The 16660-nt window shown below is 42.4% G+C and carries 12 protein-coding genes and 1 other RNA gene; 3 read left to right on the top strand and 10 right to left on the bottom strand.

Features of this window, described 5'->3' with window-relative positions; translation table 11 throughout:
• The first annotated feature begins 137 nt into the window (after positions 1-137).
• The gene (locus tag IMZ31_RS05850) at positions 138-1835 is read left to right on the top strand and encodes a hypothetical protein (RefSeq protein ID WP_207529631.1); all 1698 of its coding nucleotides are present in this window, start codon (positions 138-140) and stop codon (positions 1833-1835) included.
• A gap of 159 nt (positions 1836-1994) precedes the next feature.
• Here the strand turns inward: IMZ31_RS05850 and IMZ31_RS05845 are convergent, their stop codons facing one another.
• The 6 genes from IMZ31_RS05845 to IMZ31_RS05820 all read right to left on the bottom strand — a co-directional run bounded on the left by IMZ31_RS05845 (position 1995) and on the right by IMZ31_RS05820 (position 10628).
• Positions 1995-2690 carry a response regulator transcription factor gene (locus IMZ31_RS05845; RefSeq protein WP_207529630.1) on the bottom strand — a complete coding sequence of 232 codons (696 nt, stop codon included), beginning with the start codon at positions 2688-2690 and terminating at the stop codon, positions 1995-1997.
• A 505-nt stretch (positions 2691-3195) separates the two neighbouring features.
• Complete coding sequence (locus tag IMZ31_RS05840; protein ID WP_207529629.1) at positions 3196-5511, bottom strand: sensor histidine kinase; 2316 nt, start codon at positions 5509-5511, stop codon at positions 3196-3198.
• A 74-nt stretch (positions 5512-5585) separates the two neighbouring features.
• Positions 5586-5756 (bottom strand): competence pheromone ComX, encoded by a 171-nt coding sequence (comX, locus tag IMZ31_RS05835; RefSeq protein ID WP_207529628.1) that lies wholly within the window; start codon positions 5754-5756, stop codon positions 5586-5588.
• Between the two features lie 67 nt (positions 5757-5823).
• Entirely contained in the window at positions 5824-6741 is a 918-nt protein-coding gene (locus IMZ31_RS05830) for a polyprenyl synthetase family protein (protein ID WP_207529627.1), read from the bottom strand.
• 460 nt (positions 6742-7201) lie between these two features.
• The gene (locus IMZ31_RS05825) at positions 7202-8740 is read right to left on the bottom strand and encodes a BCCT family transporter (RefSeq protein ID WP_207529626.1); all 1539 of its coding nucleotides are present in this window, start codon (positions 8738-8740) and stop codon (positions 7202-7204) included.
• 190 nt (positions 8741-8930) lie between these two features.
• Positions 8931-10628, bottom strand: coding sequence for a catalase (locus tag IMZ31_RS05820; RefSeq protein ID WP_207529625.1), 1698 nt, complete (start codon positions 10626-10628; stop codon positions 8931-8933).
• A 165-nt stretch (positions 10629-10793) separates the two neighbouring features.
• Here IMZ31_RS05820 and ssrS point away from each other — a divergent pair.
• Positions 10794-10971, top strand: a non-coding RNA gene (ssrS, locus tag IMZ31_RS05815) — 6S RNA.
• Between the two features lie 465 nt (positions 10972-11436).
• Here the strand turns inward: ssrS and IMZ31_RS05810 are convergent.
• Together IMZ31_RS05810 and IMZ31_RS05805 are read right to left on the bottom strand one after the other, a co-directional pair.
• Complete coding sequence (locus tag IMZ31_RS05810) at positions 11437-12951, bottom strand: M14 family zinc carboxypeptidase (RefSeq protein WP_207529624.1); 1515 nt, start codon at positions 12949-12951, stop codon at positions 11437-11439.
• A gap of 172 nt (positions 12952-13123) precedes the next feature.
• A complete protein-coding gene (locus IMZ31_RS05805; protein WP_207529623.1) occupies positions 13124-14098 on the bottom strand; it encodes an oxygen-dependent tRNA uridine(34) hydroxylase TrhO in 975 nt (324 codons plus the stop codon).
• 312 nt (positions 14099-14410) lie between these two features.
• Here IMZ31_RS05805 and IMZ31_RS05800 point away from each other — a divergent pair, with 312 nt between their 5' ends.
• Positions 14411-14554, top strand: coding sequence for a hypothetical protein (locus IMZ31_RS05800; protein WP_207529622.1), 144 nt, complete (start codon positions 14411-14413; stop codon positions 14552-14554).
• 64 nt (positions 14555-14618) lie between these two features.
• Here the strand turns inward: IMZ31_RS05800 and IMZ31_RS05795 are convergent, their stop codons facing one another.
• Positions 14619-15527: an RluA family pseudouridine synthase gene (locus tag IMZ31_RS05795; protein ID WP_242705651.1), complete on the bottom strand. Its 909-nt coding sequence runs from the start codon at positions 15525-15527 to the stop codon at positions 14619-14621.
• Positions 15528-15595: 68 nt separating this feature from the next.
• Positions 15596-16576, bottom strand: coding sequence for a 3'-5' exoribonuclease YhaM family protein (locus IMZ31_RS05790; RefSeq protein WP_207529621.1), 981 nt, complete (start codon positions 16574-16576; stop codon positions 15596-15598).
• Between the last annotated feature and the right edge of the window lie 84 nt (positions 16577-16660).

Genomic DNA, 16660 nt, shown 5'->3' with positions numbered 1-16660 from the left:
GGATGTTGGTGATTATTCGGGGTCGTTAAATGGTTCCGAAATGCGGTTTTTACAAAATAGGAGAACGATTTCAGAACTGAAGCGCTTACAATAAAATTTACCGTTTTACGACATTATTTGCGGGATGGAGGAACACAATGAGAAAGTCTTTTTATTTGTTTTTGTTAACAGGGGTCGTCTTCTTTTTACTCGGATTTAAGCATTCACCAGATACAGATCACGCCATGTATGTTCACAAAGAGCAACTTGCGTCCGAAAGTGATCAAGTTCTTAAGGCAGCGAAGGATCAACAAGTCACCGTCCTATACGTTGAACTGGATCAAACCAAGTCTGTTTCCTTCTACCAAAGCTTTAATAAACAAGCTAGCGAAGAAGGAATAGCTGTATATGCATGGGGCGGAAACCCATCTTGGGGACTTTCGACTCATCAGGACATGGTCACCGAATTTGCACAATGGGTCAAATCGTTTAACTCACAATCACAACAAACTTCTAATTTCAAAGGGGTAAACATTGATATAAAAGCGTACCACTTACCTGAGTGGGACGTAGATCAAGAGCGCGTTTTACAGGAGTGGAAAGAAAACATAAACGTCCTTACCAAGGAGCTCAGAGGATCGGATTTAGAGGTCACAGCGACCATTCCTTTCTGGCTTGATGCACTTGTAACGCCGGACACTGATGGACAACCTTTTCACGAATGGATGATCCGCCAATTTGATCAAACGACAATCTTAGCCTTTAGGGAAACGCTTGAAGGAGACAATGGCATAATGTCACTCATTGAAACAGAACTAGCGACAGCAGATGAGATTGGACGTCCTCTTTTGATCGGGGTCACTATGGAAGACACCGGCCTTGATTACGTTTCATTTGCAGAAGAAGGAATTGCAGATATGAATATGCACTTAGGGGTCCTTGAAGAGCACGCTGGCGACTATTCAAGCTACAGTGGCACAGCTTTTCAAAGCTACCAGCATGTGAAAGATCAATTGAATCTTAATCCTGAGGAACCAATAGAGTCAGGAGAAGGACATGAGGCTGTGCGAGGGACTTATATATGGGAAGCAGAACGTTTGATTCAAGAAGGAGACGACATTTTAGCATTTGCGAAAGAACAAGACATCAACTTTATTTATGCACGTCTTGATTTACGTGAACCCTATTCCTCCTATAGTGGATTCGTTCAGAAGGCAAAAGAAGCAGGGATTGAGGTTCATGCAATGGGCGGTCACCCAACTTGGGCCAAGGAGAGCGAACGCTTTCGAATAAAAAAATTAATTGACTACGTAAAAACCTACAATCAAAATGTATCAGCAACATCTAAATTCCAAGGCATCCATTTAGATATTGAGCCATACGTCTTAGACGAATGGGACCAGGATAAGGAAAATCTCTTAGCGCAATGGATCAGTAACTTAGAATACTATGTCGAAGAAACGAGGCTTAATTCCAACCTTGAAGCAAGCATGGACCTTGCGATGTGGTTTGACGAAGAACCCGCTCCAGGTAAAGGGATGCCGTTTAATCGATGGGTCATCGAGACAATGGATCACACATCTGTCATGGCCTTTCGCGATTTCACCGAAGGCGCTGGAGGAATTATGTACATGGCAGAGGAAGAACTTCAGCACGCAGCTGATTTAAACAAAGAAATCTTACTATCGGTTGAGATGAAAGAAAATCCGTACGTGAACCACATTTCCTTTTACGAAGAAGGCGCAGCCTATATGGAACAAGAAATCGATCAACTAAACTCAAAGTTAACAGAACACCCAACCTACAACGGCACACTCGTCCACTCCTACAAATACTGGACAACCGCCAAACCATAAGCTTCACCCAACTAAAGCGTGCCAGACACCCTGCGTTACTTTAACGCACTGATGGGTGTCTGGCACGCTGTGTTGCTTTAATGTAAGAAAGAGAGACAGGCACTTGCACGGTTTTTACTGTGCGAATGGGTGCTTGTCCCTCTTTTTTTAAGGCTTTCTTTATTCGTTTATATCTTCATCCGAAATAATGCCAAGTTGTTTAGACTTTAATACGGCTTCAGCTCTTGATTTCACTTGTAATTTCTTAAAGATCTCAGTGAGATTGTATTCAATGGTGCGCTGACTTTTATAATGATCACTCGCAATTTCACGGTTGCTTTTACCTTTAGCCACTTCAATTAAAATCTTCTGTTCCTTAGAATTAATCGATACATCTTCCTGAATCTCTTCTTGTTGTTCTTCTTCTACTTGCTCTTCCTTAACACCTTGACTTTGGTCTACTTGCACTTCCATACGGCGTAACTGCTTAAACAATTGGATCGGTAAAATAACCTTCCCTTTTAACACCGATCGTATCGAAAGAATCAGCTGATCCCTTGGTTCTGTTTTATTTATGAACCCAGAGGCTCCAGCTTCAATGAGTGTGTTAAAGTATGGCCCAATATCGTACCCTGTGTAAATCAAGATCGGCGCCTCTTTCCCAAGAGCGCGCACTTCTTTAACAAGTTCAATTCCATTCATCCCTCGCATACGAAGGTCAAACAGCATGACATCAAATTCCTGTTCCTGCACAAGCGGTAGCGCCTTCCCAGCGGCATCTACAATCGTCACTTGCATATCTTCTTCTTTCTCGATCATCACTTTCGTACCTTCCCCAACAGAAGGATGGTCGTCTACTAGTAATATACGAATCATGTACGTCTCTCCCCACAAGTTAAGCTTAAACTGTCTATTTTTTTTTGGATTTTTTTAACGGAAATGAGAGATGTTTTCGTTAGCTTGATGGAGTGTAAGGTGGTTCGGGAAATCACTCGCTTTCCGCGGCGAGCTGGGGAGCCTCCTCAATCGCTACGCGCTTTCCGGGGTCTCCCCTAGTCTCCTTCCGCCGCAGGAGTCTCGCAATTTCCCGAACCACCTTGGCCATATGTAATAGAAACGAAAACACACCACATTAGGAAATAGGTGCTATCTCCCAATTCTGCGTAGGCCGAATGCACAACCTATAGTAAGGGGTGTCTGGGGAACGGTGAGACTCCTGCGGGAGAAAGAGGTCGACGAGACCCCACAGAGAGCGCTAGCGAACGAGGAGGCTCGACAGCTCGCCCGCGGAAAGCGAGTCGTTCCCCAGACACCCCAAGCTCTCATCAAAAGTATCGGCCATTTCCCACTAAAATGTCTCGGCTTAGAGTCATATATAATCCTATTCCATAAACAAAGCCATGGAAACTTCCAACCCACCTTCATCAGAAGATAGGAATTCAACATGCCCTTCTAAACTCCTCACACGCTGCTTGATTCCGGTGAGTCCCATACCTTTCGATAAATCTTGCTTATTTTGGTCAGGTAAACCAACACCATTATCTTTATAATTCAACACAATCATACCTCGATCACTCTTCAACTCAAACTCTACAAAATTAGCACCAGAGTGCTTGGAGGCGTTATTCAGCAGTTCCTGAACGACGCGGTAGATGGCGAGGGAGTGTTCATGATCCAAGGTAGCCCGAAATCCATCTGAATGGAAATCGACCTGGTAATCAGACCTCATACGGTAGTAGTCCATAAGCTGACTTAATGCTTCTACTATTCCTGTTTCTCTTAAAAACGGAGGTCTTAGGAACGTACACGTTTCCCGGATCTGTTGCACAACTCCTAGCAAGCCTTCTTTTACTTCTGATAATTCCGCCTCAAACTGATCCGGCATCTCTTTATCATCCATCATCGCTTCTATTTTCCGGTACCACACGAGCTGTTCCTGAAGCGCTTCATCGTGCAGATCAGAGGCTAGGCGGGCACGTTCTTTCTCGGATAAATTAAATAACAAGCGAGATAACCAGAGAGGTGCATCGGTATTTTGATACATCGAACGCTTTAACTCCTCTGTCACCCCTTCAATGAGTTGGAAGTTTTCATACACGATACTTGTATAATGAGCAAGCATTTGAAGCCAGTACCGTTCATCTTCGTTAAAAGGTGTATGGTTTACTTTCTGATCTACCCACAGTAAGTAAAGGGCATCGTTACTCTCACTTACAAGGAAACACATCCCTTGATGGATCTTCACGAAGTCACCGGGCGCTTTCATGCGGATTCGCTTATCTACATTCTCACGTAAAGCAATAACGGAGATCGTCTTATCCCCTTTAACCTCCTTCACATCCCACGTGTCTTTCCCATATTTCACAAGCGATACCCGATTGACAGGCAGAACAGACTTCACTTCCTCAATTAACCGTTCATCAAGCTCATCCCGATTTAACAATTTCGATAAATCTTTCGAGAATCGATCAAGGCTAACCTGATAATTGAACTTCTCCCCAAACAACTTAGGGCGTATATGTAATTTATTCTCTAAGTAAAATAATAAGCCAAAGGAAACATAGAGCAAGATCGCAATACGAATCCACTGCACGACTGTAAACGAAGTGGCGACAACGAGAATGCCAAGTATAAGTACCGTAAAGACAAGCGATAAAAAGGAATAATAACGAATTCTACTATTGATAAAATCAATATCAAATAACCGATTCGATAAAATAAGATATAAGAAGAATAACGGTAAAAATAACAAGAACACCGATGTAATCGAAGCTGGTATAATATCGATTCCAATAATCGCACTCGGCATCGCTGTCAACAAAATAAAGGGAAGGAAAGAGATCACAAGCCCGAAGATCATATTTTGAAAAACAGCTTTATGAGTCGTCTTCCGATAACTAATGTATCGAGTAATTAAAATATATAAACACAAAAAGATCCCAAATGAAAAACCAAACAGCTGCAGCTGTCTGATCAGCGAATACTGATCCCCAACCGGGATAAAGATCGAGTAGGTATCAATCAAAACGATGAGTAAATTAATCGTATAAAGAGACACAAGCATCCTTTTACTGACTAACTTAATCGCATATCGTTTAAAATAATGACTTAAAAAATGCAAAAATACAGCTGGAACTAATAATAAAGACAGGCCATTAATAAAGCGAGCCAAATCATCCGTTCTGGCCGAAGCTCCCGCACTTATATACCCATATCCCACAACAAGCAGAAACGCCGAAAACATCAACGCTGCCCGATCATCTCTTTTTTTCATATAAATAAATGCACTAAACGTAAAGAGAACGATAAACACAAGGGCCGGTATGACCGTATGATAAAGAAGCGTACTTGATAATATGGAATCTTGTTCGTCTGCCTCATACGTCACCGCACCTCCATCTTGCCCCACTGTAATTTTGGAGAAGTTATCAATAACTCCGAACTTTCGGATTGAGCGATGGGCGCCAGGGGAAATACCATTCAGACCTACAATTTTATCTCCCTTTTCAATGCCCTCTTCACTTGCCCAACCAATTGGATCAACATTTGTTACAACCCACTCGCCCTGATCATTTTTCTTAACATTTAAACCAACATAGGGTTCTGTTATCGTTACATAGGACAGATAGAACGCTACAGCAACGATGGCGATCCCTACTAATAGAATGGTGCGAGTACTCTGACGATGAATTTTCATAGAACCACCTTTTTAACGAGAAAAAATAGCCAGAGCATCCCTGGCTATCCCTTCTACAAAATCGATTGTTTCCTTTATTTCCAGAATGACATCTTCATTATTTCGCCTGTATTCCGAGAATCAAATACGTCCGCTAATGCAAGTTCTTCTGTCTGAGACAGACCCTCAAAGCGAACCGTTCCTTCTTTCCATTGCTTAAGAAGATCCGGATTTCCCACTAATTTCTCCACCACTGTTTGTAACATGACATATTCCTCCTATTAATTCCCCTATATTTTATTCAACTCACGAAGCATTCTTCATGAGGTATTCCTATATAGACTGCATAAACTCAACCAGCTGGGCTTTGATCTCTTCTTCTCCATCCACCTGCTGCACCTTTTCAACTGCGCTTAATTGGTAAACCCGCTTTTTCACCATTGAATAGGTTATAGCAGACGATCTGGAAGCCCACTCAAAGATCTCTTTTTTTCTCTCTAAAAAAGCATCTTGCGTAATCGCCCCGTTATAATAGTGCCGAAGCCAGTCTGCTTCGGCTCCCTCATGTTCCAACAACTTTAGTGTGGGAAGTGTTCGCTTCTTGTGCAACATATCATTTGTGGAGTCGAGCCTAAGAGCATCTTCGATATCATTAGCCAGCTGCGCCGCACAGCCAAACTCAATCGAGTAGACTCCCACACGCTCATCATCTTCCCCTTTAGACAAGAGTGTTCCAACCTTACATGCTAAGGCCATAAGAGAACCTGACTTATGCTCAACCATTCGGAAATACGTTTCCTCAGAGCGAATCGATTCTAGCAGATCGTGATGCTGACCTATTACCGCTCGTATTCCTGATTGAGATAGGAGCGCAACCGCTTGTCCCGAGGAATCCACTTTTTGAAGCATAGAATGAGCGAGCATGATAAGTCCTGTTGATCCATTCATTGAAATGGCAACGGGCTCTTCCATCCAACGCTTCTCTGACCCGTCCTGGTCCTCTAAATCATCCAATATATCCAAAGCCAATATAAATGCCTCAATCGCAGCAACAGATTGAAGAGCCACTGAACGGTCCTTACCACCGAAGAGTGCATAATGAAGATGAAGCATGCGACCAAAGGAAAATCCTTCTTCTTGCTTCCAACTCACGAATGTTTTGAGCAATTCAACTAGGTCAGCATCCCCCACCTCTTCATTTATAACTTTAAGAAGATGCTCCCCAATCTCCTCATCTGTAAATAGGTTCATTCTGTATCTTGTCCTTCCTTAAAAAAGGAGCTTGTTGATCCCTGTTTCATATTCTTAAAATTCAAAAATAGATTACCACACCTGTCGAATCATTGAATAGGTATTAAAGTAATAGGGGGTAGCATGAGGGAACATATTCCTAGTTAATTGTAAAGAAACTGCTCACACCACTATTAGGAGCATGCCAAACTAAACTCCCCCCTCAAAAGGTATCGCTTACATTACAATTGTATTTCGAAAAAAAGTACTATTTTCCGAGTTCATTAGATTTAGATTGTCGAATTTTTTTGTGTCAATTCTCTACTCTCTAGTCCACATCAAAAAGTAGACCTCTTATTTATAATAGGTCTACCGGCTATTTGGAGTATTTGTAAACAATCAGGAAGTAATGGATCGCCATTTCCACATCATCTGAAATTTTCCTCTAAAAAACCCAGACCAATCAGGCCTGGGCTTTCCGCTATGAAGACCGCACATTATACGAATAAGCTTGATCCTCATCAATCATTTTTTTCGCTGCATAGATTAAGACAAATTGAATGATAATAACCGGCAGCCCCATCAAGCCTGAGACCACCTCAAGAGGCGCCAATCCCCCAATTCTCATTAAAACGAGTGCTAACGTCGTAATAACAGCGGCGATTATAATACGAAGGTTTTTCGGAGGCTCGTATTTACTCATATCTCTTGTACTAGTGTAAGCTGCTACTGTGTACGTCGTTGAATCAAGAGTAGTGGTTAAGAATACAAGTGCTACAATCATAAAGATTGCAATCGCCACTTCCCCAAATGGAAGAGTGGATAAAATCTCTGGTATCGCAGCCATTCTCTCTTCTTCTTTTACAAGATTCAGAACTTCCATGTTTTCCTTTAAGTAGCGATGCACCCCGAGACCTCCTAACACTCCAGTAGCTACCCAAGAAATAAGAGTCGGAGCTAATAAGTAGGTTAAGATCATCTCTTTAATTGTACGCCCTTTCGAGATCTTGGCAGCAAAAACACTATGAAGCATTGCCCATGTGGCACTATACGCAAACCAGAAAACCGTATTGCTCTGAATATGGGAAGCCTGTCCCTGGTGAACAGAATCTGTGTTCAATGATATATTAAGATAATGGGATAGCAAGAACGAGACGCTATCAGAAAAGTAGTTAAGTATAAAGACACCTGGCCCTGCCACAATAATAAACACAGCAAAAAGACCTGCTAAATACATATTAAAGGTACTCAAACGCTTGATCCCTTTTTCAATTCCTAAGCATGCACTGAGCGAGAACAAGAACACCCATACAATCGTAACGATAATGGTTAATCCAAATGTAACATCCACCCCGAACAACGCGGACAAATTATGTGTGATAATCGGGGCACCAAGCCCTAATGTGACAGAGGCGCCGGCTAGTATACTAATGAGAAAAAGTGCATCAAGCATTTTCCCACCGAAACCGTCTGTAAACCGATCGCCAAACAATACTCGGCAAGCCTCTGAAATTCGCATAAGCGGGCGCTTTTTCACGTGCAAGATGTAGCCCATCGCCGGAGCAATCATAACGAAAATGGCAAAGACCTGAAACCCCCACAGAAACATACTGTACGCATTCCCCCAAAGGATTGCTTGAGCCGATCCAGGCTCCACCCCCGCTGGTGGATCATTCGCAACAGACGTCCACTGCAACATCCCTGTCCGCATAATCGTTGACCCCACTCCCATGGCGATCAAGATCGATGCATACTCAAATAGTGTGAACCTTGGCTTCTCTTTCGGATCCCCTAAGACAACTTGACCATACTTCGAAAACGAGAAATACAGACCCGCCCCAACTAAAAGAATGCCATACCAAAGATACCCCCAGCTAAACATATCCACAATAAATGAAAAGGTCGAATTCAGCATGCTTAGTGATTCCTTTTCGTAAAGAGCAAACGGAATGCTAATAGCTACAATAATAAGTAAGGAAGGAATAAAAATGCTGTAATCAATTAACTTTCTCCGATTCATATAAATCCTCCTATGTAAACGTATTCCTAACCCTCTACCCCAAACAAAAACCAATTAAAAGGAAAATTTACTATTTTTAAATAATTTCTATTTAAAACATTAAAGCAAAAAAGCGTGCCAGACACCCTGCGCTTAAGTAAAGCACTAAAGGGTGTCTGGCACGCTGTTGTTCTTGATAGCGTTAAAGCGATTAGTATGGTTCTGCGTCGTGGCCTTGTTGTTCGGCTTCTTCTACGGCGTCAGCTGCATCTTTGTTTCCTATTGGAGATCCTACTTCATCTGGTAACTTCCCTTTTGTCGGTGCAATGTTTCGACTGAATTCCGCTTCCATTGAGCCAAGGTTGTTAGGATCAAGTCCTAATCCATCGGCTACCCGCTTCCCATAATCCTCATCACACTGCGAGAACAAATGGATCATTTTATTCTGGATATGAGAGGCACATGGCTTCAATGAATTCACAAGGTTCGTAATTAAATCTTCACGCTCCCAGTCTTCAAACAAACGATAACGCTCACCAGCTTGCTTGAAATCATTGCGGCGATCGATTGAGTCCTTAGTTAAATTCCCTTCTGCATATGGCTCATAATAGGATTCTTTTCGTTTTGACTCTTCTAAACCGTTAAGAGAAGAGGGTTCGTAGTTCACATGAGGGTTTGAGCCTTCAGGACGGTCTACATAGTACGCCATCTGTCCACCTTCCATATTAGTCGCCAAGTGTTTTTTCGGAGCATTAACCGGTAGCTGCAAATAATTAGCGCCAACTCGATACCGTTGCGTATCTGAATAGGAGAAGGTACGTCCTTGAAGCATCTTATCGTCAGAGAAGTCAAGTCCATCCACTAGAACCCCAGTCCCAAAGGCAGCTTGCTCAATCTCAACAAAATGGTTCTCCGGATTGCGATCTAGCACCATTTTTCCTACTTTCAAAAACGGGAACTGATCCTCAGGCCAGATCTTCGTATCATCCAGTGGGTCGAAATCAAGCTCAGGATGTTCATGGTCCTCCATAATCTGCACGCACAATTCCCATTCAGGATAGTCTCCACGCTCAATCGCTTCATATAAATCCTGCGTCGCATGATTAAAGTTCTCCCCTTGAATCTTCATCGCTTCTTCCTGGGTTAAGTTTTTAATGCCCTGTTTTAGGGGCTCCCAGTGATACTTCACGAGCACCGCTTCATCTTGATCATTCACCCATCGATACGTGTTCACCCCAGACCCTTGCATTTGACGGTAGTTGGCAGGAATCCCCCAAGGAGAAAATAAGAACGTAGCCATGTGCATCGATTCAGGTGTATTACTTAAAAAGTCAAAAATTCGTTCACTGTCTTGAACATTTGTTACGGGATCTGGCTTAAAGGAGTGAATTAAGTCAGGAAACTTCATCGCATCACGGATGAAGAATACTTTCAGGTTGTTCCCTACCAAGTCCCAGTTCCCATCTTCTGTATAAAATTTAACCGCAAAGCCTCGCGGGTCTCTGAGCGTCTCTGGAGATCCTGCCGAATGCGTTACTGTGGAAAAACGCACTAGCACAGGCGTTTTCTTCCCAGCACCTGAAAAAACTTTTGCTCGTGTATATTTCTCAACTGGCTCTTCGCCTACCTTGCCATACGTTTCAAAAAACCCAAGTGCTCCTGTTCCACGCGCATGAACAACTCGTTCAGGTACGCGTTCTCGGTCAAAGTGTGAAATCTTTTCAATGAATTCATAGTTCTCAAGCGTTGAAGGACCACGTTTCCCTACCGTTCGTAAATTTTGATTGTTTCGTATGGAATGTCCCTGTCTTGTTGTTAGAGTCTTATCGCTCTCCCCTTCGGAAAAACGCTTGTCATTTGCGCCACCTGGGCCATTTCCTTCCGGTTGTTTGTTTCGATCTTGATCCACGTCATCGCCTCCTCGTTATATACAAGAGTACTTTCTCCAAATTTTGGGCGCTTATACGGAATGTGGACAACCTAGAAAAAATAAATAAAGCACCCCCCTTGAAATCTTCTCCCTTACCTTGTAATATAGAGAATACAAATTGATCCCCTCGCTCAATGAGGGAGCCGAGCCCTGCCATGTACGTCATTTCAGTATGTCTCAAACCGATGCTTGAACACAGGGATCTTTACATTTCATACTTGCCAACATGCCCATTCTTTTGGGAAGTTGAATGGTATGATGCGAGAACCCACCTGCCTACGCGGGTTTTGAGGCAACAGAAAGACGGCAGAGCGGGACGGCTACATAACTTCGACCTATACAACCTCTTCACTTTTGTGGAGAGTTTTTTTTGTATGTCGAAATTACTAGAATAGGAAGTCGGTTTCCTACAAATTAAGTCGCTTGCTGCCTACTGATAAGCCAACTCCTGGCGTACTTTGGCCGCTCCCATCAGCTTGAGCCGCTTCTGATCGAGTTGAGTCACTCCCGGCCCAACTTGAGCCATTTTTCCGAAGGCTTGAGTCGCTTATCTTCCTCTTGAGCCAGTTGCACCAAGACTTGAACCGGTTTTTTTGCTTCTTGAGTCAGTTTCAGGTTAGCTTGTGTCACTTCCCATCAACTTGAGTCGGTTTATTCAAGCTTGAGCCGCTCCCCCCGAACTCCGGCCGACGTTACCTGCTTGAGCTAGTTTTCCAGCCGCTTTTTTACTCTTGAGCCAAACTAACAAAAAAGTCGCCGTGCAGCCTTTTGTGCACGGCGACTTTCTTTATTGAATCGTGAATGTCATTTCTACAGGTTCCTCCATCTTCTTACCACCCGATGATATGAGATCTTTCACATAAATGGTATAAGACTCTCCTTTTTTATAAAGTTCTTCAGCATGAACAGTAATCAAGTTATCTTCTACAACGGCATCCTCGACCGATACAGATTGCCCGTCCATTGTTTGAATGTATACATTATCTCGATTTACACTAGTCGGATCGATATGTGTATTCAATTCAATGGTCCACGTTTTATCTTCTTGAATGTCTTTCTTTTTAGGAAAATCCTCAAAGTGAAGTAACGAATCAAACACTTCATTAAGCTCCGGATCGTTTATCGAACAGTTCCGTTTACATTGCTGATACCAACTATAATACTCAATACTTTGCTCTTGAGATAAATCATAGTTTTCCATGATATCTAAGGCTTTCTCATAATACTCATCGATATCCCGAGGAGGAAGAATGGCATTCTCCGTTGCCCGATCGCCTAAAACAACAGGCTGATCACCCGGGGTACGTTCCTGAGATTGTAACTTAATCGATTCATTTGCCATCGCTAAGCCTGCTTCCTTATTACGCCTCCACGTTTCAGGAAATGTGGCCGGATCCACATGTCTTTGCCCTGCGTATAAACCAAGCTCTGGGGTCAGACTAGGACGGTCAAACACCTCATTAATCCAATCCGTGTAGCCAGAACCAGCATACGTTGGCACCATGCGATAGCCACTAAGTGAAGCATACAGTTCGGCAATGCCTTTATCGCGTTTCAAGTCTTCTTGATCCACATTAAAATTCCAATAGATCACTCTACCAGACGTATGATAAGCAAGAGAAACTTCAGCATTTAACAAGTATGTAATATCACGCATTACTTTTGCCTCTGGAGCTTGGAATGGGTATTCACCTTTATAGTTTTTCCACCCTGGACTGGTCGTACTGACTTCTTCCCACCCAGAAGGATATTGTCGATTTAAATCAATCCCTTGAATATTCGCTTTCCAACGATCGAAATTAGAACTTCCATTATTCATTGAAATTAATGATTTATGAATATCTTTTGGAAAAGCCTGCAGCCCTTTTTGTTGAAGAGTCACACCGTCTGGATTCACCATTGGCACAAACCAGAGCGTCCCTTTTTCTAACAATGATCGAACGTCATACCCTTCAATCTTTGTGCCCGCTTCGGCTGCTTCCGCATAAGATTCAATCATCTTCATATTTAGGATCGTTGTTAACCACTCCCTAGCATGATGCGATCCGTTATAAAAGGTATCAGCTTGTCCGTTCCCCAATCGAACAAGAATGATATCTCTTCCATATACCGACTGCCCAATGGTATATAATTCAATGAGATCCCCATATGTTGCATCCAGTTTTTCCAAGTCCTTTTTCATAGTTTCGTAGGTATATGTACTGTTTGTGTCTACGACTGATGCGGATGTTGTTTGATTCGATGCGATGAATACTGTAAGAAAAAACGCCATTATTATTAGTTTCTTTACTATTTGATTCATCATTTCCCCCCTTTACTATAATCCTTTTCTATTATATAAGACTTTAGGGATAGATAGGGGAAAAAATAACAATCTCCACGGAATGTGAGAAAAACATTTGGTGCGAGTAGCTCATAAGACAAAAAAACCCGCTTGGGCCTTTATAGATCCAAGCGGGTTTATAAACCAATTATTAATTCGTTTGCTCTTGTGCTCTTTCTTCGCCTAAAGCACGCAGACGCTCGTTCCACTGCTCATCCGTTAAGTCATGCTCAACTACGTAGCGGTTACGGTGGTGAGAGCGGCACTCCGGGCTACAGCCGCGTACATATTTGTGCTCATTTTCTTCTGAAGTAATAATTTGCTTATTACATTCAGGGTTCGCACAGTTCACATAGCGCTCACAAGGCTCTCCGTCGAAGTAGTCTTTCCCTACAATATTGTGTTCTACTTGGTTAATCGGAACACTAATACGTTCGTCAAAGACATACATTTGACCGTCCCATAGCTGACCTTGAACTTCTGGGTCTTTTCCGTAAGTGGCAATTCCTCCGTGAAGCTGTCCTACATTGTCAAAGCCTTCACGCTTCAACCAACCAGAGAACTTCTCACAGCGAATACCACCTGTGCAATACGTTAAGATCTGCTTGCCTTCAAGCATTTCCTTGTTCTCGCGTACCCAGTCCGGAAGTTCACGGAACGTTTCAATATCAGGACGAACCGCATCACGGAAGTGCCCTAGGTCATATTCATAATCGTTACGTGCATCGATTACGATTGTATTTTCTTCTTGCATACGTTTATAAAATTCTTTCGGCTCCAAATACTCGCCGGTTAAGTCGTGTGGATTAATATCATCTTCTAGACGAAGCGTTACAAGCTCAGGACGCGCGCGGCAGTGCATTTTCTTGAATGCATGGCCATCAGCTGCGTCAACTTTGAACGTAGTGCCTTCGAACAATGGATGATTTTTCATATCTTCCATATACTTTTCTGTTTGTTCGATCGTACCAGAAACCGTACCGTTGATCCCTTCACCAGCAATCAGGATACGACCTTTCAAGCCAAGCTCTTTACAATACTCTAAGTGCTCGGTTGCTACTTGTTCTGGATCATCAATCTGAACATATTTGTAATACAATAATACCTGATAATTTTGTTTTTCCATTTTAATTCCACCTCTATTTATATTTGCAGGATATAAAATTAGGCTACAATGAAACCAATCATATAATCACTACTACAACACTATATTTTATACACCCTCCCCCCTAAAAGTCAATCTCCATTTTCTTGGAAACCCTTTAGCTAAGTGAAGCGTGCCAGGCACGCACCTATTCTTTAAAGCGCTGAAGGGTGTCTGGCACGCGTTCTCGCTTTACCGGAATAAAGCATCCTTGTAGCTTTATGTTTAATAGGGGCTATGGAGCGGGAAGTGTTTAGTAACAAATAGCTTAATAATTATAAAGGAGTTGATCGAATGGGACTGTTATCTAAGGCATATAAGGTTGCGCGTTTAAAGAATGATGCGAGTGCCGTTAAGCAAGGACGTGGCGGTCAACGGATGAAGCATCGTGCAGCTGAGAAAGGGATTCGAAAAGTCGTTAAACGCGTCTTTAAGTAAACATACACAAAAAGCAGGAAGCTCGTTCGATAATGAACGAGCTTCCTGCTTTTTTAGGTTCTTTCTATTTCTGCAAGGCCTTTTGGAAAGATTGCGGGATCTTCGTTTCAAACTTCAATACTTTCCCTGACGTCGGATGCTCAAATACTAGAGCTTTCGCATGCAACCCAAGGCGTCCGATTTGATTAGAAGTCGCACCATATTTCTTATCTCCTACAATCGGATGACCAATGTCTTTCATATGAACGCGAATCTGATTTTTACGACCTGTCTCAAGCTCAAGTTCCATTAAAGAAAAGTACTTATTCCCCTTTAACTTCTTATAATGGGTGACCGCATGTTTCCCGTCATTCTTACGCTGACTTGAATACATTATGAATGTTTTCGTTTCCTTTAACCAGGACTCAATTTTTCCTTCGGGCTTCTTCACATACCCTTCCACCAACGCCACGTACGTACGCTCTTTGACCATGTCTTTCCAGTTATCCTGAAGCTTCAATTTCGCTTCTTCATTCTTCGCGTACACCATAATCCCAGAAGTGTCACGATCTAAGCGGTGAACAATAAAGACACGATTCTTCAGCTGCTCACGTTTCACATGCTCGGTTAATTGTTTATAAGCCGTTTGTTCCTTTTCCTTGTCTGAAGCCATCGATAACAAACCAGAATCCTTCTCAACAACGATGATATCCTCATCTTCGTGAAGGATCTTCAATCCATTAAACGTAACCTTCGAAGGCGCAGGTGTCTTTAACACTTTTACCGTTTGTCCTTTTTTAACCACGGTACTATGCTTTGTCACAGGTTCATCATTTACGACCACTTGGCCTCGGGTCAGGAATGATTTAATTGAATTTCGACTCTTGCTTTTTATAGAATCCATTAAAAATGGTAGTAATTCAGTTGTTTCATGAACGTCAAATGTAAAGAGAGGTCCCTTTTTCTTTCTTGGTGTTGGTCCTTTTTTAGCCACAGTATTCCTCCTCGATGTATCCTTGTAAGCGTACCACGTCCAAGAAGGAGGTGCTACACCAATCTATATTAATCCTGAGACGTACGGTAGTAGAGCCCCATTGGGAAAATTCGCTTTGCTTCGTTTTCCTGCAAGTTCTCATCCTGAAGACCGTACGTAATCATATTAATGCGGCTGTCCATCATATCGATCTGATGCACAACTTCTGCCTCTAGAATCTTACTCTCAACAGGACTTCCGTACTCAAGCTTCCCGTGGTGAGCATTAATCACGTGCATAAGTTCATACACTTCATCAGCTTCCTTACGCGTCCACTGCATCTCATCTTTTAATACCTGCACTTTGCGATCGATGAACATGTTAATAATCGTAATATGTCCCAGGAAATTACCGACTTTAGAATAGTCAGGAGCGAAGTAATTCGTATACTCAACAACTTTCCCCATATCGTGAAGCGCAATACCAGCCATAACAAGGTCCTTCTTCACCTCTTTATACTGACCGGAAATATGATCACCCAGGCGAAGCATCGATACCGTATGATATAGCAATCCACCTGTGAAACAATGGTGATTCGACTTTGCCGCAGGATAGGTAATGAATTTGTCTTTATGCTCATCATACAGACGCTGACAAATCTCCTTCAGAACGGGGCTCTCAATGTTTGCAATATAATTCTCGTACTCTTCTCTTAAGCTTTCAATTGGTTCTGGAGCTGATTCTAAATAATCTTCAACCTGAACCACACCCTCTTCCGGGAAAGCAAACTCATCAATGGTCAACTGAAGCTGATCGCGATATTCACTCAATTTCCCTTTAATGTGAAGCACGTTTCCATTCTCAAAAATTCTCTTAAGCTGCGCCAGATCATGATTGTTAAATTTATTTTCCCAAAGCTTTGTTGAAATACTTTTCTCCTGCTTGCCTAATGTAATATTGAAAAAAGGCACGCCACCTTTTGTTGTTGCTTCTTGCGCTGATTTCACCAGGGCGTAGCCATCAAAATAGAGTCCTGATTCATTTAATTCTTTAAAATCTGTAATCGTCATGTCATTCTCCTCCTCTAGTTCCTATCACGAAGTCATGTGAACCCATTATATCAGGATACACCTTAGACGGATAGAACCGATCTT

It is taken from the genome of Pontibacillus sp. ALD_SL1 (genome assembly GCF_017355605.1).
The sequence above is the reverse complement of the archived record's forward strand: the minus strand, read 5'-3'. Positions and strand labels throughout refer to the sequence as shown.

Bases quoted from the DNA above. Each gene is read 5' to 3' on its own strand.
- IMZ31_RS05800 (WP_207529622.1), top strand. From the start codon at position 14,411: ATGGGACTGTTATCTAAGGCATATAAGGTTGCGCGTTTAAAGAATGAT.
- IMZ31_RS05845 (WP_207529630.1), bottom strand. From the start codon at position 2,690: ATGATTCGTATATTACTAGTAGACGACCATCCTTCTGTTGGGGAAGGT.
- IMZ31_RS05805 (WP_207529623.1), bottom strand. From the start codon at position 14,098: ATGGAAAAACAAAATTATCAGGTATTATTGTATTACAAATATGTTCAG.
- IMZ31_RS05840 (WP_207529629.1), bottom strand. From the start codon at position 5,511: ATGAAAATTCATCGTCAGAGTACTCGCACCATTCTATTAGTAGGGATC.
- IMZ31_RS05810 (WP_207529624.1), bottom strand. From the start codon at position 12,951: ATGAATCAAATAGTAAAGAAACTAATAATAATGGCGTTTTTTCTTACA.
- IMZ31_RS05825 (WP_207529626.1), bottom strand. From the start codon at position 8,740: ATGAATCGGAGAAAGTTAATTGATTACAGCATTTTTATTCCTTCCTTA.
- comX (WP_207529628.1), bottom strand. From the start codon at position 5,756: ATGTTACAAACAGTGGTGGAGAAATTAGTGGGAAATCCGGATCTTCTT.
- IMZ31_RS05790 (WP_207529621.1), bottom strand. From the start codon at position 16,576: ATGACGATTACAGATTTTAAAGAATTAAATGAATCAGGACTCTATTTT.
- IMZ31_RS05850 (WP_207529631.1), top strand. From the start codon at position 138: ATGAGAAAGTCTTTTTATTTGTTTTTGTTAACAGGGGTCGTCTTCTTT.
- IMZ31_RS05830 (WP_207529627.1), bottom strand. From the start codon at position 6,741: ATGAACCTATTTACAGATGAGGAGATTGGGGAGCATCTTCTTAAAGTT.